The sequence below is a fragment of the Pseudomonas sp. GW821-FHT09E12 genome (assembly GCF_059416085.1).
This window is the reverse complement of record NZ_JBWKOM010000004.1, coordinates 291,870-316,983: the sequence shown is the minus strand read 5'-3', so window position 1 is coordinate 316,983 and position 25,114 is coordinate 291,870. Positions and strand designations below refer to the sequence as shown.

The window sequence follows — 25,114 nt, the reverse complement described above, 5'->3', positions numbered from 1 at the left end:
ACAGGTCATGACCAGATAAAAACGCAACATTGCGGTGCGCCGGTTTGCCAATCTGGCCCAAATAGCGCCCGGAATGCGTGAGTTTGGGGCATAAAACCCAACTCGGGGCACTGGCATGCAATTTGCTCCCTTGTGAGGCAGGTTGCCATGGCAGAGTATCTGCGCCGGCATCACCCACATTCTAAGGGCACACCAACACTCGCCCGAAGCCACCCGGAGGACACTATGTCGAAGTCGGTTCAACTCATCAAAGATCATGACGTCAAATGGATTGATCTGCGCTTCACTGACACCAAAGGCACTCAGCACCACGTGACCATGCCGGCCCGTGATGCGCTGGATGACGATTTCTTCGAAATCGGCAAAATGTTCGACGGTTCCTCCATCGCTGGCTGGAAAGGCATCGAAGCCTCCGACATGATCCTGATGCCGGTTGACGAAACCGCCGTCCTGGACCCGTTCACCGAAGAGCCGACCCTGATCCTGGTCTGCGACATCATCGAACCTTCGACCATGCAGGGCTACGATCGCGACCCACGCGCCATCGCCAAGCGTGCCGAGGAGTACCTGAAGTCCACCGGTATCGGCGACACCGTATTCGTAGGTCCAGAGCCTGAGTTCTTCATCTTCGACGAAGTGAAGTTCAAGTCCGACATCTCCGGCTCCATGTTCAAGATCTTCTCCGAGCAAGGCTCGTGGATGTCCGACCAGGACGTGGAAGGCGGCAACAAAGGCCACCGTCCAGGCGTCAAGGGCGGCTACTTCCCGGTTCCTCCGTTCGACCACGACCACGAAATCCGTACCTCCATGTGTAATGCCATGGAAGAAATGGGCCTGGTCATCGAAGTTCACCACCACGAAGTGGCGACTGCCGGCCAGAACGAAATCGGCGTGAAGTTCAACACCCTGGTCAACAAGGGCGACGAAGTTCAGACCCTCAAGTACTGCGTACACAATGTGGCCGACGCCTACGGCCGCACCGCGACCTTCATGCCTAAGCCTCTGTACGGCGACAACGGCTCGGGTATGCACGTGCACATGTCCATCTCCAAAGATGGCAAGAACACCTTCGCTGGCGAAGGTTATGCCGGCCTGTCCGACACCGCCCTGTACTTCATCGGCGGCATCATCAAGCACGGTAAGGCCCTGAACGGTTTCACCAACCCTTCGACCAACTCCTACAAGCGTCTGGTCCCAGGCTTCGAAGCTCCGGTCATGCTGGCCTACTCGGCTCGCAACCGTTCCGCTTCGATCCGTATCCCTTACGTGTCGAGCCCTAAAGCCCGCCGTATCGAAGCGCGCTTCCCGGATCCGGCTGCCAACCCATACCTGGCCTTCGCTGCCCTGCTGATGGCCGGCCTGGACGGTATCCAGAACAAGATCCACCCTGGCGACGCGGCTGACAAAAACCTGTACGACCTGCCGCCTGAAGAGGCGAAAGAGATCCCACAAGTTTGCGGCAGCCTGAAAGAAGCCCTGGAAGAGCTGGACAAAGGTCGTGCGTTCCTGACCAAAGGCGGCGTTTTCAGCGACGACTTCATCGACGCTTACATCGCCCTGAAAAGCGAAGAAGAAATCAAGGTCCGTACCTTCGTACACCCACTGGAATACGAGCTGTACTACAGCTGCTGATCCGGTAGCGCCGCCCCACGCGGCGTGACATGCTACGTAACAAGAAAAAAGGCCTCCCTCGGGAGGCCTTTTTTATTGCCCGCCCATCGCCCCGGAGCATTCCACCGGGCTATTCATCCATGGATAATCCGCGCCTCTGGCGCCCTCTGTCCGGCGCCTCGACGAAGGGATTCGTATGCAGTGGACTCGTTCTCTCGGCCTGATCGCCTGCCTGGCGTTCGGCAGCACCCAGGCGGCGCCTTTCTATGCCGACAAATCCCTGGCCCACCCGCTGATCACCGGCCTGGCGGAAAGCTCGGCGACCCTGGCCTTTATCAAGCAGGGCGGCGGCGTCAAAGGTTATTACTCGGTCGACCCGGACGAGAGCCAGCCGCAGCTGCTCGACGACTTCGGCGATGCAACCATCGAGTCGGTGTTCAACATCGCCCTGGACGATGAGTCCCTGACCCGCCTGGTGCTGTTCAAACAGCGCGGCCAATACCGCGTGCATGCCTATCGCTATAACGAAAGCGACCACCTCTACCAGCGCCTGGAAAAACTGCAACCCGCCCTGGAGCGCATCGCCAAAGACCGCAAGAAACTCGATGCCCCGACGGTGAAACAGGCCCTGCACCAACTGACACCGCTGAACTACAGCTACTTCTACGAAGACTCGGGTATCGAGGAATTCGACCGGCTCGACCATTCGGCCGGCACCCTGGTGGGTTACTTCGACCAGAACGGGCAGCCCATCACCGCCCATCCGCCCGGAGCTGAGCAGTACAGCTACAAAAAGACCTTCGCCGAAAAGGACGGACGCTTTCTCACCGCCACCTACTGGCGCGGCGAAACGCCTGCGCTGGAGGACGAGCCCCTGCTGTACAACTACCGGGCCAGCCGCATCGCCTGGGAAACCGAACCGCAGCGTTTCACTGACAGCGAGGACGGGGCCTGCGTGGAATACTCCGACTCCGGCGGTGCCGTCGCCGCCCAGGGTGCCTATGCCCACGGCCAACGCACCGGCGAATGGAGTTTTTCCAGCCCGGACGAAGGCTGGAGCCATGGCCGTTTTGTCGATGGCAAGCGCCAGGGGCAGTGGACCGAAACCTACCGCTGGCAATCCGCAACCGGCGAGTATCGGGACGATTTGCGCGAGGGACGCTGGGTGCTGTCCTACGACGAAGGAGGCGAATCCGCTGTCACTGGCTTCCAGACCTATGTCCATGGCGTGCTCAACGGTCCGAGCGAAGAGAAGCTGGACGGCTTCACCGAAAGCGGCAGCTACCGCAACGACAAACGCGAAGGGCCATGGGTTACCCAGGCAGGTCGCGGCAACTTCAAGAACGACCTGAAAAACGGACCCTGGATACTCAAGACGGACAAGGGCCATAGCCAGAGCGTGAACTTCGTCGCCGATAAAAAAGAGGGCGAGTTGCGCGAAACCGACGCCAACGGCGTGCTGGTCCTGATCGAGCATTACCAGGCAGATGTGCTGTCCGGTACCCGCGAAGGCTATAGCCCCAGCGGCAACCTGCAGTACTCGCAGCAATATGAGAATGGCAAACGGGAAGGTCGCTCACTGGGTTACAGCGAAGACGGCAAGCTGATCAGCGATATTTCCTGGCACAACGATCGGTACGAAGGCCCTCACCTGACCTTCCTGCGCGACGGGACGCCGGCCACGGTCGGGCGCTTCGAGGGAGGGCGCTTTGTCGGCCTGATGAAACAATACGATCAGGACGAAGTGCTTTATGAAGAAGCCAACTGGTGCCGCTTCGACAAGCTCGGCTCAACCGTCGAACGCTGCGGAAAACAACGGCGGTTCACCCACGGAAAGCTGTCCTGGGAAACGGACTTTCTCTTTGGCAGCCCCCAAGGCTCCATCGAGTACAACTATGAAACAGGCCAAAAGATCCGCGAGAAGATCATCGGCGACAATGACCAGATCACTCAGCGCACCTACTACGACAATGGGCAGGTCGAGTGCCAGAAAAACTCGGTGGGTTTCACCTGGATGACCATCAACCAGCAACAGGTGAAAAGTCATGAGTCCAACGGCCAACTGGTCGGCGAACAGCTGTGCTATCACCGCAACGGCGCGGTCAAGAGCCGCGAACTGATCGACAACGGCTTGAGCGCCTGCCGGATCGTCTATGACGAAAGCAGCCAGCGACTGTCTTCCAGCCCAACCGGTTGCGGGGCGCCCGCGACTGCCGTGGCCGGCCAATGACCCACCTTGCACCCGGCGCTTGCCAGGCACTGCGGTTTTGCGTGCATCATGGCCGCCGACTTGTCCCCAAGAAGCCGAGACTGCCCATGACTTCGCGATTCTGCCTTGCCCTGTTGACCCTGTTGCTGGCCGGTAATGCCTGCGCCGCCCCCGCCACCCTCGGCCCTCTGCTGGCCACCCTCGAAGAACGCCTGGCCATTGCCGACCAAGTGGCCCTGAGCAAATGGGACAGCCACAAACCGGTGGAAGACCGCCCGCGCGAGCGTGAGGTGATTGCCGGCGCGGTGGCCCAGGCGCCGGCCTACAAACTCGACGGCGCGGCGGTGGAACAGTTCTTCGCCGCGCAGATCGAGGCCAACAAGCTGGTGCAGTACGCCCATCTGTCCGAATGGACCTTGCAAGGCCAGGCGCCGGACACGCTGCGCCCGGACCTGGTGGGGCAGATCCGCCCGCAACTCGACCGGTTACAAAAACGCCTGCTGCAGCAACTGGCGGATTTCAGCCCCTACCGCAACGACCCGCAGTGCCCGCAATGGCTGGCCCAGGCCACCCACGGCGGCGACCGCCCGGCGCTGCGCCAACTGGCGCTGGTCCGCGCCACCGCCGAGCTTTGTGTGTCCAAAGGTTGAAGTGACGAACCTGGGCCCGGTTCGCGGTTCTATGCTGGAGGCAGTTTCATCTTTGCAGCCGCCGACCCAAGCGCCCAGGAAAGCCGCCATGCGTGTGCACTGTCTCTACCTGCTGTTGCTGACCGCCCTGCCGGTCGCCGCGCAGATCTACCGCTACACCGACGCCCGCGGCAATACCGCCTACAGCGATCAGCCGCCGGCCGGCGTGCCCGGTCAGGCCGTCGAGCTGGCGCCGCTGAATCGCATTGAGGCACCCCGGCCGACCACACCGCCCGGCGTCGAGCCAGTGCAAACACCTCCCTCCAGCGCACTGGCCTACACCACCCTGGAGCTGAGCGGCGTACCGAACGGCGGAGTGATCCGCGCCAACAACGGCTCCTTCAACGTCGAGGTCCGCCTGCAACCGTCCCTGCACAACGAACATCGCCTGCGCCTGCTGCTGGACGACCAACCCTATGGCCAGCCCGGCAACCTGCCGAGCCTGCAACTGGTGAACATCGACCGCGGCGAGCACCGCCTGGCGGTGCAGGTGCTCGATGGCGAGCGGGTGGTGCAGCAAAGTCCGACGCTGACCTTCACCCTGCAACGGGTTCATCGGCCCTGAGGTTTTGGCGCGCCGAAATCTGCGGGTACAGGCGCCGCTCATGCTCAAGTAACCAACGTTTGCGCCAGAGCCCGCCGCCATAACCGGTGAGCGAACCGTCGGAACCTATCACCCGGTGACAGGCAATCACGATGGCGATCTGATTGGCGCCATTGGCCCGGGCCACGGCCCGCACGGCGGAGGCCGAACCGATGCTGCTCGCCACCTCGGCATAACTATGGCTAGTGCCCGGAGTGAAACAACGCCGAGCGGTAGATCAGGCGCGCTCGATCACCATGGCTACACCCTGGCCCACGCCCACGCACAGGCTGACCACGGCGTAACGCTGGTGGTTGCGTTGCAGGGTACGGCAGGCGCTCAACACCAGCCGGGCCCCGGACGCGCCCAGTGGGTGGCCGATGGCGATGGCGCCGCCATTGGGGTTGACCCGCGGATCGTCGAAATCCAGGTCCAGGGCCTTGAGGCAAGCCAGCACCTGTGGCGCGAATGCCTCGTTGATCTCGATCAGGTCGAGCTGCTCCAGGCCGATGCGGGCCCGCTGCAACGCCAGCAGAATCGCCCTGTGCGGGCCGATACCCATGAACTGCGGCTCCACGCCGACCGACGCCGACGAGAGGATGCGCGCCATGGGCGCGACCCCATGTTCCCTCCCGATCTCACGGCTGCCGAGCAGCAACACCGCCGCGCCATCGTTGATCCCCGAAGCGTTGCCGGCGGTCACCACGCCCTCCGCGAACAGCGTCGGCAAGCGCGACAGGGCCGCCAGGTCGGAGCGAGGGCGCGGATGTTCGTCATCGCAGACGGTCAAGGCCGGGCCCTTGCGCCCGGCCGCCACCTCGACGGCCATGATCTCTCCGTCCAGCACTCCGGCCTGCAAGGCCGCCTGGTAGCGCGCCTGGGAAGCGGCGGCGAAGCGATCGGCGTCCTCGCGGCTGATGGCATAGAGTCGGGCCAGGTTATCGCCGGTCTCGGGCATGCTGTGGTTGCCGTAGCGTTCGACCAGCCGCGGGTTGGCGAAGCGTGCGCCAATGGTGCTGTCGGCCACCTCCTGGGTCCGGCTGTAGGCACTCTCGGCCTTGGCCATGATGAAGGGCGCCCGGGACATGCTCTCGACCCCGCCGGCCAGGTACAGTCGGCCCTCGCCGCAGGTGATCGCCCGGGCCGCGTCGATCACCGCCGACAGGCCGCTGGCACACAGGCGGTTGACCGTCTGCCCGGGCACGCGCCAAGGCAGCCCGGCGCTGAGCAAGGCATTGCGCGCCAGGTTGCGGCTATCCTCGCCGGCCTGGTTGGTACACCCGAGGATCACCTCTTCCAGCACCTCGGCCGGTAGCCCCGAGGTTTCCAGCAAACGCGCCAGCAAAGGCCCCACCAGGTCGTCCGGGCGCACGCTGGCGAGGCTGCCGCCATGCCGGCCGAAGGGGGTTCGCAAGCCGCTGTAGATATAGGCATCAAGCATGAAAGGACTCTCGCAGCAGTAGGGATCGGCAGGCCTCAGGCCGGCAGCGGGTTTTCCGGCTGGCGCAGGGACAGGCCCAGCAGGGCCCGACGGCGCAACCAGCCGCTGGGGCGATAACGCGCGTCGCCCGTGAGGGCGTGCAGGCGCTCGAGGATCTGCAGCAGGCGCTCGGGGCCCAGTTGGTCGCCCCACTCCAGCGGCCCCAGCGGATAGCCGAGACCCAGGCGTACCGCGGCGTCGATATCGGCCACCGAGGCGATGCCCTGCTGGGCGATGTCGCAGGCCAGGTTGACGATGGACGCCAGGGTGCGCTGGACGATGAAGCCGCAGCTGTCGCGGATCAGCGTCACCGTGCCGCCGTCGGCGCTGAATAGTGCGTGGGCGGCGTGCTGCATGTCTTCACGGGTCGCCGGGTTGAGCATCAGGCAGCGCTGGCTGTCGAGCGCGGTCAGGGTGTCGATCGCCACGGTGCGCGACGGATCCATGGCATGACGCAGGGCCGCTTCGCTGGCGTCATCGCCCAGAGGCGCCACCAGGCACAAGGCCGAGGTGGAAGGTCGCAGGCCGTTCTCGATCCGGGCCCCCAGGCGTTCGAGCAGGTCCAGCAGACGCAGCCGGCCGACCTCGTCGTCGGCGGCGATCCACACCGGCGGCAGCACCGCGCAAGAGGGCACGGCCTGTGGCGGGCGCCGCGTATCGCCTGGCTCGTCGTAGAGGTAGAAGCCCTGCCCGCTCTTGCGCCCCAGGTGCCCACCCGCCAGCATCAGCCGCAGCACGGGGTGAGGCCGATAACGCGGCTCCTCATAGAACTGCCGGTAGACCGACTCCATCACCGGCACGCTGACATCCAGGCCGATCAGGTCGAGCAGCTCGAACGGCCCCATGGCGAAACCGGCGCTGTCGCGCAGCAGCGCATCGATCCGCCATGCAGGGGCCACGCCCTCGCTGAGGATGCGCAACGCCTCGGTGCCAAAGGCCCGCCCGGCATGATTGACGATAAAGCCGGGAGAATCCTTGGCCCGCGCCGGGTAGTAGCCGATGGCGCGGACCAGCTCCTGCAAGCGCGCGCCGACGCGGGTGGCAAGGCCGTCGATCACCTCGACAATGCGCATCCGCGGCACCGGATTAAAGAAGTGCAGCCCGGCGACGCGTTCCGGATAGCGGCACACCGAGGCAATCGCGGTGATCGACAGCGACGAGGTATTGCTCGCCAGGATCGCATCCGGTGCCAGCACCTCCTCCAGTTGCCGAAACAGCTGCTGCTTGGCCGCCAGGTCCTCGACTATCGCCTCGATCACCAGTTGGCAGTCACGCAGCGCTTGCAGGCTGTCGACCACTTCCAGATTGAGCATGGCCGCCGCGGCGTCCTGCGGGGTGATGCGGGCCTTCTCGATCTGCTGGGCAAAGATCGTCGCCAGTTGCTCCCGGGCCATGCCCGCGGCACCCGGGCGCGCATCGAACAAAAATACCTTGAGCCCGGCCATGGCCATGACCTGGGCGATGCCCCGGCCCATCGCGCCGGTGCCAACCAGGCCGATGCGTTGCAATGGTTGTGTGGTCATTTCCCCTGGTACTCCGGTTTGCGTTTCTCAAGAAAGGCCTGCATGCCTTCGCGTTGGTCATGGGAGCCGAACAGCAGCTGGAAAGCCTTGCGCTCCAGCACCAACGCCTGCTCCAACGGCAGGTCCATGCCGGCCAGCACCACCTCCTTGATCTGCGCCACGGCCAGCGGCGGCATGCCGGCGATGCTGGCGGCCAGGGCCAGGGCCCGCGGCAGGGTCTCGCTGTCCGCCACCACCTCGCTGACCAGGCCCAGGCGCAGCGCCTCGTCGGCCGGGACCTGGCAACCGGTAAGCAGCAGGCGCAGCGCCTGGAACTTGCCGATGGCGCGCAGCAGGCGCTGGGTGCCGCCCGCCCCGGGCATCACCCCGACCTTGATTTCCGGCTGGGCAAAACGCGCCGAGTGGCCGGCGACGATCAGGTCGCAATGCATCGCCAACTCACAGCCACCGCCCAGGGCGTAGCCATTCACCGCGGCGATGACCGGCTTGCGGCACGCCGAGATGGCTTGCCAGTGGCGCTCGGCATGCCGGGCATAGAGCTGCAGCGCGCTGGCGTTCACCAGCTCGCTGAGGTCGGCGCCGGCGGCAAACACCGTATCGCCGCCAGTGAGTACCACGACCCGGGTATCCGGGCAGGTGTCCAGACGGCGAAAGTGCTCGGCCAGCTCCTCGCGCAGCGCCATGTTCAGCGCGTTGAGCGCCTGCGGGCGGTTCAGCCGCAGCAGCGCCACGCCCGGTGCGGGGCGCTCCAGCAGGACCAGGGGTTGGGGGCTAACGGACTCGGGATTCATGGAGTCTCCTGATGCAGATAGGAACCTGAGAAGCGCGCCAGAGGCCCGGTCGGGACTCTGGGCGCAGCCCTTCACTCGCGGACGATGCCGTGCTCGAACAGGTTTTCGATCGTCTGGTTGTCGAGGCCCAGGCCTTCGAGAACCTCGCGGGTATTCGCGCCCAATGCCGGCGGAGCACTGCGATAGCTGGCCGGGGTCCGCGACAGCTTCACCGGCGAGCCGACGCCGCGGTAGTCGCCGATCTCCACCAACAGGCCGCGATGCCGGGTATGCGGGTGCGCGACCACCTTGTCGATCGAGGCAATCGAGCCGCAGGGCACGCCCAGGCGGATCAGCCGTTGCGCCAGGGCCGTGCCGTCGTGCTCGGCCAGGCGCGCCTCCAGCGCCTGCTTCAGCGCCTCGCGGTTGACCGAGCGACAGCCGTTGTCGGCGAAGCGCGGGTCGTCCAGCAAGGCGCCGGCGTCCAGCTGTTCGCACAACTTGGCGAACTGCCGGTCATTGCCGACCGCCAGGAAGATCGGCTCGGTGCCGGTGCGGTAACTGTCGTAGGGCGCGATATTCGGATGGGCGTTGCCGGTGCGCTGCGGGGTCTTGCCAGCGGCGAAATAGTTGGCCAGATGCGGGTGCAGCAGGGACACGCCGCAGTCGTACAGGGTGATGTCGAGGGACTGCCCCAGGCCGCTGCGGTGGCGTTCGTTGAGCGCCAGGAGAATCCCCGCCAGGGCATTCAGCCCGGTGACCATATCGACGATCGGCAGGCCGATGCGCAGCGGGCCGCTGTCGGCTTCGCCGTTCACGCTCATCAGCCCCGCCATCGCCTGGATCACCGCGTCGTAGCCGGGCAACCCGCCCAGCGGGCCGTCACCGCCAAAACCGGAAACCGCGCAGTGGATCAGGGTCGGGAAACGCTGGCTCAGCACCTCGGCATAACCGATGCCCCAACGCTCCAGGGTGCCGGGCTTGAAGTTCTCCATCAGCACGTCGGCGTCTTCCAGCAGGCGCATCAGCAGCTGGATGCCCGCGGGTCGGGACAGGTCCACGGCGATCCCCTGTTTGTTGCGGTTCACGCCCCTGAAATACGAAGCGTCGGCGCCCTCGAAAGGCGGGCCCCAGCCGCGGGTCTCGTCACCGCTCAGGGGCTCCAGCTTGATCACTTCGGCGCCGTGGTCGGCCAAGGCCTGGGAGCAGTAGGGTCCACCCAGCACGCGGCTGAGGTCGATGACTTTAAGGCCGGCCAGGGCCCCTTTTGAATGGTTCATGGCAGTTCTCTGACAAAAATGGGCAAGGCCGTTCAGGCCGGCAACAGCTGCATCGCATCGGCTTTCGACAGCGCGCTCTCATTGGCCAGGAGCGTCAGCAGCTCAGGCTCAATCGATGCCTCCGGACGCAGCGGATCGCGGGGCAGCAGCTTGTGCTGGAGCAGCAGATGGGCCAGGGCCAGGCGCCGGTAATCGGGGGCCTGGCGGCTCGCTTCCCAGGCCATGAAGATCGCCGTGGCAGTGTGATAAAGGGCACTGCCGGCCAGGCGCACCTGGTCGTCGCGGCGCTCTTGCGCGACCTTTTCGATGGCCGCGACCGCACGTTGCAGGACCGTCTCGAACAGGCGCTGGCTGGCCGCCGGCAGGTCGGCCTCGGCGAGCAGGCCGGCGAGGTAGTGCCGCAGCGGCTCCAGGGCCTGCTCGCGGGTCACGGCGCGGGCGATGTCCAGCGCGACGATGTTGCTGGTGCCTTCCCAGATCGAGCCCAGGTGGGCATCGCGCACCAGCCGCGCATCGCTCCACTCCTCGATGTAGCCAACCCCGCCGCGTACTTCCATGGCGTCCCCGGTGACCCGGCGCGCATCGCGACAGGCGCGGAACTTGATCAGCGGGGTGAGGATGCGCACGCACTTGCGCGCCGCCTCGTCGCCGGCATCGGCCTTGGGCAGCAGCGTGGCGATCTGCATGAACATCGAACGGGCCTGCTCGGCGGGCAGCATCATTTTCAGCAGTTGGCGCTGCATCAGCGGCATCTCGATCAGATGGCGGCCGAAGGCCCGGCGCTGGCGGGCGACATACAGCGCCTCGTTGACCCCGCGACGCATCAGCCCGGCGGCCCGCACCCCGTTGGACAGGCGCGACATGTTGATCATGTCGGCCATCTGCTGGAAGCCGCGGCCGACCTCACCGATCAGGTAGGCGGTGGCGCCGTCCAGGCTGATTTCGCCGCTGGCCATGGAGCGGCTGCCCAGCTTGTCCTTCAGGCGCAGGATCCGGTAGGCGTTGCGCGAGCCATCGGGGCGGACCTTCGGCAGCAGGAACAGGCTGACCCCCTTCAGGCCTTCCGGTGCGTCTTCCGGACGGGCCAGGACCATGGCCAGGTCGGCGTCCGGGTTGGAGCAGAACCACTTGTCGCCGAACAGCCGCCACTCGCCGCTCTCCAGGCGCGCGCGGGTTTCGGTGCGCGACACGTCGGAGCCGGCCGCCTGTTCGGTCATGAACATCGCGCCCTGGAACAAGCGGTCGAAATCCCGCGAGGCCAGGGACGGCAGATAGCGCGCCACCAGCTCCGGCGAGCCGAACTTGCGCAGGGTGCGGGTCAGCGAGTCGGTCATGCTCACCGGGCAGCACAGGCCGAACTCGGCCTGCACGAAAAGGAAGGTCAGGGCGTACTTGACCAGCGGCAGCACCGGCTCGGCGCAATGACTCATGGAGGCCAGGCCCAGCTCGGCATAGGCGGCGCGCTCCAGGGCGATGAAATCCGGGTGCTTGTAAATGCTCTGCAGGTCTTCGCCACGGCGGGTGCGCGGCCGCAGTTGCGGCGGGTTCTTGTCCGCCGAGAGTGCCAGCACATCCAGCTCGCCACCGGCCCGCGCACCGAGCTGGCGCAGGCTCGGCAACCACTGGGCGTACAGTTGCGGCGCCAGGTAGACCTTGAGCAGGGCCGCCAGCCCGGCGTCGCAATCGAACAGGTTCAGGCCTCGGCTATCGGGGATATTCAGGGTGTCTTGGGCAGGTTCAGGCAGGGCAGTCATGGCGTCTCTCCAGGCTCTTGTGCCCCGAGACTAGAGTCGCCATCGATAAGTATCTAATACAAAATCAATCCACTACGATAAGAAAACCAGATCGTAAAGCGAGGACGCCAGCATGGATCTCAAACAGCTTCGTTACTTCGTCGCGGTCGCCGAAGAGCTGCATTTCGGCCGGGCCGCCGCTCGCCTGTTCATCTCTCAGCCGGCCCTGAGCTTCGACATCAAGAAGCTCGAGAGCCAGCTGGACGTGCAGTTGCTGAGCCGCAACAACAAGTCGGTGAGCCTGACCAACGCCGGCCAGGTGCTGCTCGACGAAGCCCGCTACCTGCTGCTGCGGGCCGAGCAGGCGCGGCGCCTGACCCTGCGTTCGGCCCAGGGTTTCGTCGGTCGGCTGAGCATCGGTTTCGTCAACTCGATCCTGCATCGCGGCCTGCCGCAGGCGGTGAGGACCTTCGAGCAGGATCATCCGGACACCGAGATCGTGCTGATGGAGATGAACAGCGCCGAGCAGGCCCAGGCGCTGCAGCGCGGGCAGATCGATATCGGCTTCGTGCACTGGAGCCACTTTCCCGAGAGCATCCGCGGCGAGCCAGTCCTCGCCGAGCCCTTCCTCTGCTGCCTGCCCCAGGGCCACCGGCTGGCGGGCGAGTCGCGCATCGATCTGGCGGAGCTGGCCAACGACGACTTCATCCTGTTCCCACGCAATGTCTCGCCGCACTACCACGACCTGATCATCGCGCGCTGCGTGGCGGCCGGGTTCAGCCCGCGTATCCGCCACGAAACCCGGCTGTGGCAAACGGTGGTGGCGATGGTGGCGTATGAAATGGGCGTGGCCCTGGTCCCGCAGACCCTGGCCGGCACCTGGAAAGAGGGTGTGCATTACTGCGAAATCAGCGGCGACGGGGCGTTGTCCGAGGTCCACGCTATCCGCCATGCCGACAAACCGTCGGCCGCCGCGGAGAGTTTCCTGAGTGTCCTCAAGGCCCTGCAAAAGCCCGTGGCGCCGGGACTTTGAGGGCTGTCGACCATACGAAATCCCATATCACACAATAAGATTTAATCATTATTTTTTTCATTCCTGCCTGTATAGGCTCCGTGCCGTCGGACCTTGCAAGTACGTGATGCGCCCATTCGTGCAATGAGTATCCGGAGCCGTCGTCAGACGAACCTCCGCGGCGCAAATAACAATAACAACATGCAGGAATTGAATATGAATGCCGCCCAGCACGCTGCCGCGCACAAGAAAGCCCGCAAGGCAGGAATCGCTTCGTTCATCGGCACGACCATCGAATGGTATGACTTCTACGCCTACGGAATCGCCGCCGCGCTGGTCTTCGGCAAGGTGTTCTTCCCCGCCGACTTGCCTGCGGGCACCGCCACCCTGCTGTCGTTTTTGACCCTCTGGGCCGGCTTCATCGCCCGCCCCATCGGCGGCATCATCTTCGGCCACCTGGGCGACAAGATCGGGCGCAAGACCACCCTAGTGATCACCCTGATCATGATGGGCGTGGCCACCACCTGCATCGGCCTGCTGCCGACCTACCTGCAGATCGGTATCTGGGCGCCGATTGCCCTGGTGGTGCTGCGCATCATCCAGGGCATCGCGGTGGGCGGCGAATGGGGCGGCGCCATCCTCATCGCCAGCGAAAGCGCGCCCAAGGGCAAAGGCATTCTGTATGCGGCCTTTGCCCAGCAGGGCTCGCCGGCTGGCAACCTGCTGGCAACCCTGGTGTTCTTCGGCCTCAGCGCCCTGCCCGCGCCGGACTTTTTGCTGTGGGGCTGGCGCATTCCGTTCCTGCTCTCGGCGGCACTGGTCCTGGTGGGCATGGTGATTCGCCTCAAGCTCGAAGAATCGGACGACATGAAGCGCCTGATCCAGCAGAAAAAGACCGTCAAGCTGCCGATCCTGGAGGTCCTGCGCAAACACTGGCAGATCGTGCTGCTGGGGGCCGGCGTACTGCCGATCATCCATGTCACCTACTTCAAGAGCACCTTTGCCCTGTCCTGGGCCACCAAGGAGCTGGGCTACAGCCAGAGCACCTTTCTCAGCGTGATCGTCATCGCCCTGGTGGTGCAGTTCATCACCCAGCCCCTGGGCGCGGTGCTGGTTTCCAGGATGGACATGCGCAAGGCCGTGGTGCTGATGCTGCTGCCGGAGTTCTTCCTGATGCCGGCGATGTTCTTCGCCGTGGAAACCGGCGTCTACTGGATCGCCGTGCTCGGCATGTGCCTGGCCACCGTGCCGCACTCGATGTTCTATGGCGCCGTCGGCGGCATCCTGGCCCGCGCCTTCCCGACCAGGGTGCGCTATAGCGGCCTGTCGATTTCCTACCAGCTCTGTTCCTTGCTGGTGGGCGGCGCCACGCCGGTCCTGGCCCAGGGCATTCTCAACAACACCGGGAGCATTCTCGGCGTGGCCATCGCCTCCGCTGGCTATGCCCTGGTGTCCCTGGTGTGCATGCTCCTGCTGCTCAAGCGCATCGGCCACAACGCCGCCGACCTGTCCACCGCCGAGCAGGCGGACGCCGACGAACTGGCCCGGGAACCCCGCGCCGCACCGCTGACCGAGGCACCCGCCACGCTACCACCGGGCATCGACAAGGACGCCCAGCCCGCCCACTGATCAGCCATCCGCCGCACACTTCCAGGCCCGCCAGCACGCGGGCCTTTTTGCGTGCGCGGCGAATTCTGGACCGGCGCGCGGCTAGCCATTCTTTAGCGCAGCCTCGGATAAATCGCACTATATTGGTGCATCAAGCTGCACCTGCACCCATCCGCAGCCCATTTTGGTTCGAAAGTACCCAGCGCAGCCGGCAAAGCGCTGCGAAACAGAACTTTAAACGTCTGTTTCAGGGCTCGAGCGCTTCTTTTCGGAGCCTTGGTTTGGTTTTTGCATTTTCTCGATACCAGCGCCTTGTTCGCGCGCGCAATCCTGGGCCGGCCCGGGATTGCCTTGTTTCAAAAGAGGTCAACATTTACCCATGACCATCAGCGATCAACTGCACCGCTTGCTACTCGACAACCTGACCACCGCGACCATCCTGCTCAACGCCGACCTGCGCCTTGAGTACATGAACCCGGCGGCGGAGATGTTGCTGGCCATCAGTGGCCAGCGCAGCCATGGGCAATTCATCAGCGAACTGTTCACCGAGTCGGCCGAAGCCCTGAGCTCCCTGCGCCAGGCGGTGGAACAGGCGCACCCGTTCACCAAGCGCGAAGCCATGCTCACCGCGCTGACCGGCCAGACCCTGACCGTGGACTACGCGGTGACGCCGATCCTGAGCAATGGCGACACCCTGCTGTTGCTGGAAGTCCACCCCCGTGACCGCCTGCTGCGGATCACCAAGGAAGAGGCCCAGCTGTCCAAGCAGGAAACCAGCAAGATGCTGGTGCGCGGCCTGGCCCACGAGATCAAGAACCCCCTCGGTGGGATTCGCGGCGCCGCCCAGTTGCTGGCCCGCGAACTGCCGGACGAGAACCTCAAGGACTACACCAACGTCATCATCGAAGAGGCCGACCGCCTGCGGAATCTGGTGGACCGCATGCTCGGTTCCAACAAGCTGCCGTCGCTGGCCCTGTGCAACGTGCACGAAGTGCTGGAGCGCGTGAGCAGCCTGGTGGAAGCCGAAAGCCAGGGCTGCATCACCCTGGTGCGCGACTACGACCCGAGCATTCCCGATGTGTTGATCGACCGCGAACAGATGATCCAGGCGGTGCTCAACATCGTGCGCAACGCCATGCAGGCCATCAGCAGCCAGAACGAGCTGCGCCTGGGCCGCATCAGCCTGCGCACCCGCACCATGCGCCAGTTCACCATCGGCCACGTGCGCCACCGCCTGGTGACCAAGATCGAGATCATCGACAACGGCCCGGGGATCCCCGCGGAACTCCAGGAAACCATCTTCTTCCCCATGGTCAGCGGCCGTCCGGACGGTACCGGGCTGGGCCTGGCCATTACCCAGAACATCATCAGCCAGCACCAGGGCCTGATCGAGTGTGACAGCCATCCCGGCCACACCACGTTCTCGATCTTTCTGCCACTGGAACAAGGAGCCCCATCGACATGAGCCGTAGTGAAACCGTGTGGATCGTCGATGACGACCGTTCTATCCGTTGGGTTCTGGAGAAAGCCTTGCAACAGGAAGGCATGACCACCCAGAGCTTCGATAGCGCCGATGGTGTGATGAGTCGCCTGGCCCGCCAGCAACCGGACGTGATCATTTCCGACATCCGCATGCCCGGCGCCAGTGGCCTGGACCTGCTGGCGCGGATCCGCGAGCAGCACCCGCGCCTGCCGGTGATCATCATGACCGCGCACTCCGACCTGGACAGCGCTGTCGCCTCCTATCAGGGCGGCGCCTTCGAGTACCTGCCCAAGCCGTTCGATGTCGACGAAGCGGTGTCCCTGGTCAAGCGCGCCAACCAGCACGCCCAGGAGCAGCAGGGCCTGGAAGTGATCCCCGCGCTGGCCCGCACCCCGGAAATCATCGGTGAAGCGCCGGCGATGCAGGAGGTGTTCCGCGCCATCGGTCGCCTCAGCCACTCCAACATCACCGTGCTGATCAACGGTGAGTCCGGTACCGGTAAAGAGCTGGTGGCCCATGCCCTGCACCGCCACAGCCCGCGGGCGGCTTCGCCGTTCATCGCGCTGAACATGGCGGCGATCCCCAAGGACCTGATGGAATCCGAGCTGTTCGGCCATGAAAAAGGCGCCTTCACCGGCGCGGCCAACCTGCGGCGCGGGCGCTTCGAACAGGCCGACGGCGGCACCCTGTTCCTCGACGAGATCGGCGACATGCCGGCCGACACCCAGACCCGCCTGCTGCGGGTGCTGGCCGACGGCGAGTTCTACCGGGTTGGCGGGCATACGCCGGTCAAGGTCGATGTGCGCATCATCGCCGCGACCCACCAGAACCTGGAAACCCTGGTGCACGCCGGCAAGTTCCGCGAGGACCTGTTCCACCGCCTGAACGTGATCCGCATCCATATCCCGCGCCTGTCGGACCGTCGCGAAGACATCCCGACCCTGGCCAAGCACTTCCTCAGCCGCGCCGCCCAGGAGCTGGCCGTCGAGCCCAAGCTGCTGAAAAGCGAGACCGAGGAATACCTGAAGAACCTGCCGTGGCCCGGCAACGTGCGCCAGCTGGAGAACACCTGCCGTTGGATCACCGTGATGGCTTCGGGTCGCGAGGTGCATATCAGCGACCTGCCGCCGGAACTGCTGAGCCTGCCCCAGGATTCGGCGCCGGTGACCAACTGGGAGCAGGCCCTGCGCCAGTGGGCCGACCAGGCCCTGGCACGCGGCCAGTCGAGCCTGCTGGACAGCGCGGTGCCGAGCTTCGAGCGGATCATGATCGAGACCGCCCTCAAGCACACCGCCGGCCGCCGCCGCGACGCCGCCGTTCTGCTGGGCTGGGGCCGCAACACCCTGACGCGCAAGATCAAGGAGTTGGGGATGAAGGTCGACGGCGGGGATGACGACGACAGCGACGAGGGCTGAGCCGCGTAACCCCCTGTAGCCGCTGCCGCAGGCTGCGATAAGGCCGAAGGCCTTCAGCGATCTTGAGATCCTGCGCGCCCTTCGGTCGCGATCGCAGCCTTCGGCAGCGGCTACAGTGCAAGGCATTCGGGCTGTGCCGAATGACAGATCCAATCGCGGGCAAGCCTCGCTCCTACAGATGAAGGGGTTCTGTAGGAGCGAGGCTTGCCCGCGAAGCTTTTTGTGCACCGCAATGGTGAGCCTGCACTGCCCGAATGCGCGGCTGGACGTGGGATTTCCCGGTGGGCGATCTCGATTTTTCTCGCAAAAACATCTCCACACAACGGCGAAAGCCCCGTAAACCGGGGCTTTCAGATTTTCTTGAAAATTCGCTTAACCGTTTAAGCCGAAATTGGCACGCCCCCTGCAAAGACAAGATCATGAGTGCAGTCACTCACCCGTTTTGGGGACCTTGGTACAGGCAGGCCGAGAATCCCCTTCTTTACACCCGGAACCCATACCGCTCGCAGCGACGGGTTCCACCCGGTTTGGGGAACCCTGGTACAGGCAGGCCAGGGATTCCCTCTTTAACACCCGGGCTCATTACGCTCACAGCGACGAGCCCCACCCGTTTCGGGAACCTTGGTACAGGCAGGCCGGGGATTCCCTCTTTACACCGGGCCCAGCGCAATCAGCGCGGCCCTCACGCTTTTGGGAACCTTGGTACAGGCAGGCCGGGGCTTCCCCTCTTTACACCGGGCCCGGCGCAATCAGCGCCCAGCCCTCACGCTTTTGGGGACCTTGGTACAGGCAGGCCGGGAATCCCCTCTTTTATTCCTCGCGCAGCCGGATCTCCAGGCGCCAGCGCCCGTCGACCTCGCTGCCCGACCACTCGGCGTGCAGCGCTCTTGCTGCGACCACGTTCAGCAGCAACCCTTCCTCAGCCGCCCGCACCCGCCAGTTGGCATCCTTGTCGTTGATCTTCAACTGGCCCTTTTGCACCCGCCCCTCGGCCTCGAACAACAGCGCCACGGCCCCGTCGATGTGCTCGCCATGGACCTTGGGCTCGTTGTTGAACCACACCACCAGGGCATTGGGCTGGACCTGCACTTCCTGCAACTCGGTGGGGTCCGGGGTGGTGAGGCGACCGATCATCAATCCGACCATCACGCCAAAGATCGCCAGCGAGCCGAATACCCGCAGCATTAGCTTCGGCCGGACGTCCGCTTCAGGCGTAGAATGCGGCCTGTCTTTTTCTTCGGAGCCGTGCATGTTTCACGTCATCCTTTTTCAACCAGAAATTCCGCCGAATACCGGCAACGTAATCAGGCTGTGCGCCAATAGCGGCTGCCACCTGCATTTGATCGAACCGCTGGGTTTCGAAATGGACGACAAGCGCCTGCGCCGGGCCGGCCTCGACTACCACGAGTACGCCACCCTGCAGCGCCATGCCGACCTCGCCAGCTGTCTTGAAAGCCTAGGCCATCCGCGCCTGTTCGCCTTCACCACCAAGGGCTCGCGACCTTTCCACGACGCCAGCTTCGCCGAGGGCGATGCCTTCCTGTTCGGCCCGGAAAGCCGTGGCCTGCCCGCCGAGGTACTGGACGCCCTGCCCGCCGAACAACGCCTGCGCCTGCCCATGCGTGAAGGCTGCCGCAGCCTGAACCTGTCCAACACCGTGGCGGTGGCCGTCTACGAAGCCTGGCGCCAGTTGGGGTTCAAATAAGCCCCCCACCTCTGCACGACTCCTTGTAGCCGCTGCCGCAGGCTGCGATAAGGCCGAAGGCCTTCAGCGTGCTCAAGACCTGGCGCCCCCTTCGGAGGCGATCGCAGCCTTCGGCAGCGGCTACAGGTTTGGCGCCGCTCTCGGCGTCAACCTCGAAACCTTGGGCCCGAACATGAAAAAAGCGCCTGAAACGGCGCTTTTTTCATGGAACCCGGCAGCTTATTGAACGGTGCCTTCACCGGCCGCCTGCAGGCGTTGCAGCTCTTGCGCGTACAGCGCGTCGAAGTTCACCGGAGCCAGCATCAGGGCCGGGAACGAACCGCGGGTCACCAGGCTGTCCAGCGCTTCGCGAGCGTACGGGAACAGGATGTTCGGGCAGAACGCACCCAGGGTGTGGCTCATCGAAGCGTCGTCCAGGTTCTTGATCAGGAAGATACCGGCCTGTTGCACTTCGGCGATGAACGCCACTTCGTCGCCGTTCTTCACGGTGACCGACAGGGTCAGCACGACTTCGTGGAAACCCTCTTCCAGCGCCTTCTGACGGGTGTTCAGGTCCAGGCCGACGCTCGGCTCCCACTGCTGGCGGAAGATAGCCGGGCTTTTCGGAGCTTCGAAAGACAGGTCACGCACATAGATACGCTGCAGCGAGAATTGCGGTGCGGATTCGTCTTCGGTCGCAGCGGTGTTCTGTTGGTCAGTCATCTCAGATCCTTCTTGATCTCGGGGTCATGTAGGGTTTGCTGAACTTGGGTGGTCAGTCAGGCCGCGAGCAGCGCGTCGAGCTTGCCGGCGCGCTCCAGGGCGAACAGATCGTCACAACCGCCCACATGGGTGCTGCCGATCCAGATCTGCGGCACGGACGTACGCCCGGCCTTCTGGGCCATTTCGGCGCGAACCTGCGGCTTGCCGTCGACCTTGATCTCTTCGAAGGCTACGCCTTTGTTCTCGAGCAGGTACTTGGCCCGCGAGCAGTAGGGGCAGTAATCGCTGGAATAGACGACGACGGCAGCCATATCACTTCACCAGCGGCAGGTTGTCGGCTTTCCAGCTGCCAACGCCGCCGGACAGCTTGGCGGCGGTGAAGCCGGACTTCATCAGCTCGCGAGCGTGGGTGCCGGCGTGCTGACCCAGGGCATCGACCAGAATGATGGTCTTGGCCTTGTGCTTTTCCAGCTCGCCCACGCGGGCGGCCAGTTTGTCTTGAGGGATGTTCAACGCGCCGACGATATGGCCCGCGGCGAAGTCCTTGGTCGGACGGATATCGATCACCACGCCCTGCTCGCTGTTCACCAGCGCGGTCAGTTCACGGGTGCTGAGGCTACGGCCGCCGCGGCTCAACTCGTGAGCGATCAACAGAGCCAGCAAGATGACGAAGGCGCCGACGAGCAAGTAGTGTTCAGTGGCGAATTGAATCAGGTGAGCAACCATCAAGGAGGTTCCAGGGCGTTAAAATGTCGGCCAGTATACACAGCCCTCCGGGTCGGCCAAACCCCGCCCGGCGGTGACGCCACCGGAACTTCGCTTTAAACTGCCACTCCCTTTTTCCAACATTCTCCCAATCCAGCCACGAGTGGAATCTATGACTACCACGCCTAAACCTTTGGTCCTGATGATTCTGGATGGCTTCGGTCACAGCGAGAGCCACGAATCCAACGCTATCTATGCAGCCAAGAAGCCGGTCCTCGACCGCCTGTGCGCCAGCGTGCCGAACGGCCTGATCTCGGGTTCGGGCATGGATGTCGGCCTGCCGGACGGCCAGATGGGCAACTCCGAAGTCGGCCACATGAACCTCGGTGCCGGCCGCGTGGTGTACCAGGATTTCACCCGTGTCACCAAAGCCATCCGCGATGGCGAGTTCTTCGAGAATCCGACCATTTGCGCCGCCGTGGATAAAGCCGTGGCCGCCGGCAAGGCCGTGCATATCCTCGGCCTGCTGTCCGATGGCGGCGTGCACAGCCACCAGGACCACCTGGTGGCCATGGCCGAACTGGCCTTCAAGCGTGGCGCCGAGAAGATCTACCTGCACGCCTTCCTCGACGGCCGCGACACCCCGCCGAAAAGCGCCACTTCGTCGATCGAACTGCTGGATGAAACCTTCAAGACCCTGGGCAAGGGCCGCATCGCCAGCCTGATCGGCCGCTACTTCGCCATGGACCGCGACAACCGCTGGGACCGCGTGGCCCAGGCCTACAACCTGATCGTCGACGGCAAGGGCGAATTCAACGCCGCCACCGCCCAGGAAGGTCTGCAGGCCGCCTACGAGCGTGGTGAGAGCGACGAATTCGTCAAGGCCACCACCCTCGGCGAGCCGGTGAAAGTCGAGGACGGCGACGCTGTGGTGTTCATGAACTTCCGCGCCGACCGCGCCCGCGAGCTGAGCCGGGTGTTCGTCGAGGACGGTTTCAAGGAATTCGAGCGCGCCCGCCAGCCGAAACTGGCCGGTTTCGTCATGCTGACCCAATACGCGGCAAGCATTCCGGCCCCTTCGGCCTTTGCCCCGGGCAGCCTGGAAAACGTGCTGGGCGATTACCTGGCGAAAAACGGCAAGACCCAGCTGCGCATCGCCGAAACCGAAAAATACGCCCACGTGACCTTCTTCTTCTCCGGTGGCCGCGAAGAGCCGTTCCCGGGCGAAGAACGCATCCTGATTCCGTCGCCGAAAGTCGCCACCTATGACCTGCAGCCGGAGATGAGCGCGCCGGAAGTCACCGACCGGATCGTCGACGCCATCGAAAACCAGCGCTACGACGTGATCGTGGTCAACTACGCCAACGGCGACATGGTCGGCCACAGCGGCGTGTTCGACGCCGCGGTCAAGGCCGTCGAATGCCTGGACCTGTGCGTCGGCCGCATCGTCGATGCCCTGGAAAAGGTCGGCGGCGAAGCCCTGATCACCGCCGACCACGGCAACGTCGAGCAGATGTCCGACGCCTCCACCGGCCAGGCCCACACCGCCCACACCAGCGAGCCGGTGCCGTTCATCTATGTAGGCAAGCGCGACCTGAAAGTCCGTGAAGGCGGAGTCCTGGCCGACGTGGCGCCGACCATGCTCAAGTTGCTGGGCCTGCCGCAGCCCGCGGAAATGACTGGCACTTCGATACTGGTCTGATATCAAAAAGACCGAATAATGGGCCGCAAACGGCTTTTTATGACGAACGCCTCAAAGCAGTTGGCTTTGAGGCGTTTTTTTTGCAGCGAGGGGCGGGCATACTAGGCCGTCCCTTTCCCTGGTGTCGCCCGCCTCTATGCTTCGCGCCCTGATTACCCTTGCTCTGATCTGCCTGCTCCAACCGGCCTTCGCCGACGAGCGCGCGCAAACCCAACAGCAGTTGGACGCCACGCGTCAGGATATTGCCGAGCTGAAAAAGCTGCTGGGCAAGCTGCAGGAAGAAAAATCCGGCGTGCAGAAAGACCTGCGCGGCACCGAAACCGAGATGGGCAAGCTGGAAAAGCAGGTCGATGCCCTGCAGAAAGAGCTGAAGAAAAGCGAATCCGAGCTGCTGCGACTCGATGAGGAGAAAAAAAAACTCCAGAGCGCGCGCATTGAACAGCAACGACTGATCGCCATCCAGGCCCGCGCGGCCTACCAGAATGGTCGCCAGGAGTACCTCAAGCTGCTGCTCAACCAGCAGAACCCGGAAAAATTCGCCCGCACCCTGACTTATTACGATTACCTGAGCCAGGCCCGCCTGGAGCAGCTGAAGAATTTCAACGAGACCCTGCGCCAGCTGGCCAATGTCGAAAAGGAAATCTCCCTGCAGCAAGCCCAGCTGCTGGTGCAGAAAAGCAGCCTCGACACCCAGCGTGAAGAACTCGACAAGGTCCGCAAGGAACGCCAGGTGGCCCTGGCCAAGCTCAATGACGACGTGAAGGCCCGTGGCGACAAGCTCAAGGCCCGCGAACAGGACCAGGCCGATCTGGGCAAGGTCCTGAAAACCATCGAGGAAACCCTGGCCCGCCAGGCCCGCGAGGCAGAGGAAGCGCGACAGAAAGCGCTGATCGCCCAGCAGGAAGCCGAAAAAAAGCGTTTGCGTGAGGCCCAGGCCAATGCCGACGAGAGCCCGAGCAAGCCGCCCCGAGCGACGCCCGGCCCCTTGGTTTCCAGCGCAGGCGCCTCCTATGGAGGCCCTTTTGCTTCATCCCGGGGAAAACTTCCATGGCCGGTTGATGGTCGACTGCTGGCGCGCTTCGGCGAAAGCCGCGGCGACGATGCCCGGACCAAGTGGGACGGGGTGATGATCAGCGCCTCGGCCGGCAGCCAGGTGCATGCCGTCCATGGCGGCCGTGTAGTGTTCGCCGACTGGTTGCGCGGCGCCGGCCTGCTGGTGATCCTCGACCATGGCAACGGCTACTTGAGCCTCTACGGACACAACCAGACGCTGCTTAAAGAAGCGGGCGATGTGGTCAAGGCCGGCGAGTCCATCTCCACTGTGGGTAGCAGTGGCGGACAGGGCGCGCCTGCACTGTACTTCGCTATTCGCCAGCAGGGTCGCCCAAGCGACCCGGCACAATGGTGCCGCGCGCAAGGATAAGCGCGCCATCTCATTCAGGAGTTCGTTCGACATGCTGCATTTGTCCCGCCTCACCTCGCTGGCCCTGACGATCGCTCTGGCGATCGGTGCGCCCCTGGCGTTCGCCGCCGAAACCGCTCAGTCGGCAGCCGCCACGACCACCAAGGCGCCATTGCCGCTCGAAGAGCTGCGCACCTTCGCCGAGGTCATGGACCGGATCAAGGCCGCCTATGTCGAACCCGTCGACGACAAGACCCTGCTGGAAAACGCCATCAAGGGCATGCTCAGCAACCTCGACCCGCATTCGGCCTACCTGGGCCCTGAAGACTTCGCCGAGCTGCAGGAAAGCACCAGCGGCGAGTTCGGCGGCCTGGGCATCGAAGTCGGCGCCGAGGACGGCATCATCAAGGTGGTGTCGCCGATCGACGACACCCCGGCGTCCAAGGCCGGCATCCAGGCCGGCGACCTGATCGTCAAGATCAACGGCCAGCCGACCCGCGGCCAGAGCATGACCGAAGCCGTGGACAAGATGCGCGGCAAGATCGGCCAGAAGATCACCCTGACCCTGGTCCGCGACGGCGGTGCGCCGTTCGACGTGACCCTGGCCCGCGCCACCATCCAGGTGAAGAGCGTGAAGAGCCAGCTGCTGGAGTCGGGCTACGGCTACATCCGCATCACCCAGTTCCAGGTCAAGACCGGCGAGGAAGTGTCCAAGGCCCTGGCCAAGCTGCGCAAGGACAACGGCAAGAAGCTCAACGGCATCATCCTCGACCTGCGCAACAACCCGGGCGGCGTGCTGCAATCGGCGGTGGAAGTGGTCGACCACTTCATCACCAAGGGCCTGATCGTCTACACCAAGGGCCGCATCGCCAACTCCGAGCTGCGCTTCTCCGCCACCGGCAAGGACGAAAGCGAAGCGGTGCCGATGGTGGTACTGATCAACGGTGGCAGCGCCTCGGCTTCGGAGATCGTCGCCGGCGCCCTGCAGGACCAGAAACGCGCGGTGCTGATGGGCACCACCAGCTTCGGCAAGGGCTCGGTGCAAACCGTGCTGCCGCTGAACAACGACCGTGCGCTGAAGATCACCACCGCGCTGTACTTCACGCCGAACGGCCGTTCGATCCAGGCCCAGGGCATCGTGCCGGACATCGAGGTGCGCCGCGCCAAGATCACCAGCGAAGCGCAGGACAACGAGTACTTCAAGGAAGCCGACCTGCAAGGTCACCTGGGCAATGGCAACGGCGGCGCCGACAAGCCGACCGCTTCCGGCAGCAAGCCCAAGCCGATGCCACAGGACGACGACTACCAGTTGGCCCAGGCCCTCAGCCTGCTCAAGGGCCTGAGCATCACCCGCAGCAAGTGATGGAAGCCATCGCGAGCAAGCCCGCCGCCTCCTCTGCAGGAGCGAAGCTTGCTCGCGATAGCGCCCTGATGACCGCCACACCCCGCCAAGGCTTTACCCGAACCCTATGCTTCAAATCCCCATGATCAACCAACGCCAA

General features: G+C 64.3%; 21 protein-coding genes and 1 pseudogene. 12 read left to right on the top strand and 10 right to left on the bottom strand.

The genetic code is table 11. The features are described from left to right. Nucleotides 1-225: 225 nt before the first annotated feature. The 4 genes from glnA to AC07PQ_RS13370 all read left to right on the top strand — a co-directional run bounded on the left by glnA (nt 226) and on the right by AC07PQ_RS13370 (nt 5,074). On the top strand, nt 226-1,632 hold the full coding sequence (glnA, locus tag AC07PQ_RS13385; RefSeq protein WP_007929953.1) for a glutamate--ammonia ligase: 1,407 nt from the start codon (nt 226-228) through the stop codon (nt 1,630-1,632). A 175-nt stretch (nt 1,633-1,807) separates the two neighbouring features. Beyond that, the gene (locus AC07PQ_RS13380; protein ID WP_493185688.1) at nt 1,808-3,841 is read left to right on the top strand and encodes a toxin-antitoxin system YwqK family antitoxin; all 2,034 of its coding nucleotides are present in this window, start codon (nt 1,808-1,810) and stop codon (nt 3,839-3,841) included. Between the two features lie 86 nt (nt 3,842-3,927). Then, on the top strand, nt 3,928-4,470 hold the full coding sequence (locus tag AC07PQ_RS13375; protein ID WP_493185687.1) for a chorismate mutase: 543 nt from the start codon (nt 3,928-3,930) through the stop codon (nt 4,468-4,470). 88 nt (nt 4,471-4,558) lie between these two features. Further along, nucleotides 4,559-5,074: a DUF4124 domain-containing protein gene (locus tag AC07PQ_RS13370; protein ID WP_493185686.1), complete on the top strand. Its 516-nt coding sequence runs from the start codon at nt 4,559-4,561 to the stop codon at nt 5,072-5,074. On the opposite strand, the pseudogene AC07PQ_RS13365 reads toward AC07PQ_RS13370, so the two are convergent. The 6 genes and pseudogenes from AC07PQ_RS13365 to AC07PQ_RS13340 all read right to left on the bottom strand — a co-directional run. Then, nucleotides 5,046-5,303, bottom strand: a pseudogene (locus tag AC07PQ_RS13365) (methylated-DNA--[protein]-cysteine S-methyltransferase); the annotation flags it as partial. The gene AC07PQ_RS13370 and the pseudogene AC07PQ_RS13365 sit on opposite strands and share 29 nt — an antisense overlap. A gap of 27 nt (nt 5,304-5,330) precedes the next feature. Further along, nucleotides 5,331-6,533, bottom strand: a complete 1,203-nt coding sequence (locus AC07PQ_RS13360) for a 3-oxoadipyl-CoA thiolase (RefSeq protein WP_493185685.1) — start codon at nt 6,531-6,533, stop codon at nt 5,331-5,333. Between the two features lie 35 nt (nt 6,534-6,568). After that, nucleotides 6,569-8,095, bottom strand: coding sequence for a 3-hydroxyacyl-CoA dehydrogenase (locus tag AC07PQ_RS13355; RefSeq protein ID WP_493185684.1), 1,527 nt, complete (start codon nt 8,093-8,095; stop codon nt 6,569-6,571). Then, on the bottom strand, nt 8,092-8,886 hold the full coding sequence (locus tag AC07PQ_RS13350) for an enoyl-CoA hydratase (protein WP_493185683.1): 795 nt from the start codon (nt 8,884-8,886) through the stop codon (nt 8,092-8,094). The genes AC07PQ_RS13355 and AC07PQ_RS13350 overlap by 4 nt, the downstream gene beginning before the upstream one ends. A 71-nt stretch (nt 8,887-8,957) precedes the next feature. After that, nucleotides 8,958-10,145, bottom strand: a complete 1,188-nt coding sequence (locus AC07PQ_RS13345) for a CaiB/BaiF CoA transferase family protein (protein WP_493185682.1) — start codon at nt 10,143-10,145, stop codon at nt 8,958-8,960. A 32-nt stretch (nt 10,146-10,177) separates the two neighbouring features. After that, on the bottom strand, nt 10,178-11,899 hold the full coding sequence (locus tag AC07PQ_RS13340) for an acyl-CoA dehydrogenase family protein (RefSeq protein ID WP_493185681.1): 1,722 nt from the start codon (nt 11,897-11,899) through the stop codon (nt 10,178-10,180). Between the two features lie 112 nt (nt 11,900-12,011). Between AC07PQ_RS13340 and AC07PQ_RS13335 the strand changes: the two genes are divergently transcribed. The 4 genes from AC07PQ_RS13335 (at nt 12,012) to ntrC (ending at nt 17,396) form a co-directional block, all read left to right on the top strand. Further along, nucleotides 12,012-12,911: a LysR substrate-binding domain-containing protein gene (locus tag AC07PQ_RS13335; protein ID WP_493185680.1), complete on the top strand. Its 900-nt coding sequence runs from the start codon at nt 12,012-12,014 to the stop codon at nt 12,909-12,911. 195 nt (nt 12,912-13,106) lie between these two features. Further along, on the top strand, nt 13,107-14,519 hold the full coding sequence (locus AC07PQ_RS13330; RefSeq protein ID WP_007929943.1) for an MFS transporter: 1,413 nt from the start codon (nt 13,107-13,109) through the stop codon (nt 14,517-14,519). A 358-nt stretch (nt 14,520-14,877) separates the two neighbouring features. Next, entirely contained in the window at nt 14,878-15,963 is a 1,086-nt protein-coding gene (gene glnL, locus AC07PQ_RS13325; protein ID WP_007929942.1) for a nitrogen regulation protein NR(II), read from the top strand. Next, nucleotides 15,960-17,396: a nitrogen regulation protein NR(I) gene (gene ntrC / locus AC07PQ_RS13320; protein WP_007929941.1), complete on the top strand. Its 1,437-nt coding sequence runs from the start codon at nt 15,960-15,962 to the stop codon at nt 17,394-17,396. Before glnL ends, ntrC begins: the two co-directional genes overlap by 4 nt. Nucleotides 17,397-18,206: 810 nt before the next feature. On the opposite strand, the gene AC07PQ_RS13315 is transcribed toward ntrC, so the two are convergent. Beyond that, complete coding sequence (locus AC07PQ_RS13315; RefSeq protein WP_493185679.1) at nt 18,207-18,647, bottom strand: hypothetical protein; 441 nt, start codon at nt 18,645-18,647, stop codon at nt 18,207-18,209. On the opposite strand from AC07PQ_RS13315, the gene trmL reads away from it, so the two are divergent. After that, entirely contained in the window at nt 18,646-19,101 is a 456-nt protein-coding gene (trmL, locus tag AC07PQ_RS13310; protein ID WP_007930832.1) for a tRNA (uridine(34)/cytosine(34)/5-carboxymethylaminomethyluridine(34)-2'-O)-methyltransferase TrmL, read from the top strand. The two genes, AC07PQ_RS13315 and trmL, sit on opposite strands and share 2 nt — an antisense overlap. A gap of 219 nt (nt 19,102-19,320) precedes the next feature. On the opposite strand, the gene secB is transcribed toward trmL, so the two are convergent. From secB to AC07PQ_RS13295, 3 genes are read right to left on the bottom strand one after another with little or no spacing between them, the layout of a single operon-like run. Further along, the gene (gene secB / locus AC07PQ_RS13305; protein WP_007930826.1) at nt 19,321-19,803 is read right to left on the bottom strand and encodes a protein-export chaperone SecB; all 483 of its coding nucleotides are present in this window, start codon (nt 19,801-19,803) and stop codon (nt 19,321-19,323) included. Nucleotides 19,804-19,859: 56 nt separating this feature from the next. Beyond that, a complete protein-coding gene (grxC, locus tag AC07PQ_RS13300) occupies nt 19,860-20,114 on the bottom strand; it encodes a glutaredoxin 3 (protein ID WP_007930824.1) in 255 nt (84 codons plus the stop codon). Nucleotide 20,115: 1 nt separating this feature from the next. Beyond that, entirely contained in the window at nt 20,116-20,529 is a 414-nt protein-coding gene (locus tag AC07PQ_RS13295; RefSeq protein WP_007930821.1) for a rhodanese-like domain-containing protein, read from the bottom strand. Nucleotides 20,530-20,680: 151 nt separating this feature from the next. Between AC07PQ_RS13295 and gpmI the strand changes: the two genes are divergently transcribed. From gpmI to AC07PQ_RS13280, 3 genes are all read left to right on the top strand, one after another. After that, the gene (gene gpmI / locus AC07PQ_RS13290; protein WP_007930819.1) at nt 20,681-22,210 is read left to right on the top strand and encodes a 2,3-bisphosphoglycerate-independent phosphoglycerate mutase; all 1,530 of its coding nucleotides are present in this window, start codon (nt 20,681-20,683) and stop codon (nt 22,208-22,210) included. Between the two features lie 136 nt (nt 22,211-22,346). Beyond that, nucleotides 22,347-23,633, top strand: a complete 1,287-nt coding sequence (locus AC07PQ_RS13285; RefSeq protein WP_493185678.1) for a murein hydrolase activator EnvC family protein — start codon at nt 22,347-22,349, stop codon at nt 23,631-23,633. 31 nt (nt 23,634-23,664) lie between these two features. Then, entirely contained in the window at nt 23,665-24,975 is a 1,311-nt protein-coding gene (locus AC07PQ_RS13280) for a S41 family peptidase (RefSeq protein WP_007930816.1), read from the top strand. Nucleotides 24,976-25,114: the final 139 nt, after the last annotated feature.

Coding starts and splice junctions, on each gene's coding strand:
- glnA (WP_007929953.1), top strand. CDS start 226: ATGTCGAAGTCGGTTCAACTCATCAAAGATCATGACGTCAAATGGATT.
- AC07PQ_RS13380 (WP_493185688.1), top strand. CDS start 1,808: ATGCAGTGGACTCGTTCTCTCGGCCTGATCGCCTGCCTGGCGTTCGGC.
- AC07PQ_RS13375 (WP_493185687.1), top strand. CDS start 3,928: ATGACTTCGCGATTCTGCCTTGCCCTGTTGACCCTGTTGCTGGCCGGT.
- AC07PQ_RS13370 (WP_493185686.1), top strand. CDS start 4,559: ATGCGTGTGCACTGTCTCTACCTGCTGTTGCTGACCGCCCTGCCGGTC.
- AC07PQ_RS13360 (WP_493185685.1), bottom strand. CDS start 6,533: ATGCTTGATGCCTATATCTACAGCGGCTTGCGAACCCCCTTCGGCCGG.
- AC07PQ_RS13355 (WP_493185684.1), bottom strand. CDS start 8,095: ATGACCACACAACCATTGCAACGCATCGGCCTGGTTGGCACCGGCGCG.
- AC07PQ_RS13350 (WP_493185683.1), bottom strand. CDS start 8,886: ATGAATCCCGAGTCCGTTAGCCCCCAACCCCTGGTCCTGCTGGAGCGC.
- AC07PQ_RS13345 (WP_493185682.1), bottom strand. CDS start 10,145: ATGAACCATTCAAAAGGGGCCCTGGCCGGCCTTAAAGTCATCGACCTC.
- AC07PQ_RS13340 (WP_493185681.1), bottom strand. CDS start 11,899: ATGACTGCCCTGCCTGAACCTGCCCAAGACACCCTGAATATCCCCGAT.
- AC07PQ_RS13335 (WP_493185680.1), top strand. CDS start 12,012: ATGGATCTCAAACAGCTTCGTTACTTCGTCGCGGTCGCCGAAGAGCTG.
- AC07PQ_RS13330 (WP_007929943.1), top strand. CDS start 13,107: ATGAATGCCGCCCAGCACGCTGCCGCGCACAAGAAAGCCCGCAAGGCA.
- glnL (WP_007929942.1), top strand. CDS start 14,878: ATGACCATCAGCGATCAACTGCACCGCTTGCTACTCGACAACCTGACC.
- ntrC (WP_007929941.1), top strand. CDS start 15,960: ATGAGCCGTAGTGAAACCGTGTGGATCGTCGATGACGACCGTTCTATC.
- trmL (WP_007930832.1), top strand. CDS start 18,646: ATGTTTCACGTCATCCTTTTTCAACCAGAAATTCCGCCGAATACCGGC.
- AC07PQ_RS13315 (WP_493185679.1), bottom strand. CDS start 18,647: ATGCACGGCTCCGAAGAAAAAGACAGGCCGCATTCTACGCCTGAAGCG.
- secB (WP_007930826.1), bottom strand. CDS start 19,803: ATGACTGACCAACAGAACACCGCTGCGACCGAAGACGAATCCGCACCG.
- grxC (WP_007930824.1), bottom strand. CDS start 20,114: ATGGCTGCCGTCGTCGTCTATTCCAGCGATTACTGCCCCTACTGCTCG.
- AC07PQ_RS13295 (WP_007930821.1), bottom strand. CDS start 20,529: ATGGTTGCTCACCTGATTCAATTCGCCACTGAACACTACTTGCTCGTC.
- gpmI (WP_007930819.1), top strand. CDS start 20,681: ATGACTACCACGCCTAAACCTTTGGTCCTGATGATTCTGGATGGCTTC.
- AC07PQ_RS13285 (WP_493185678.1), top strand. CDS start 22,347: ATGCTTCGCGCCCTGATTACCCTTGCTCTGATCTGCCTGCTCCAACCG.
- AC07PQ_RS13280 (WP_007930816.1), top strand. CDS start 23,665: ATGCTGCATTTGTCCCGCCTCACCTCGCTGGCCCTGACGATCGCTCTG.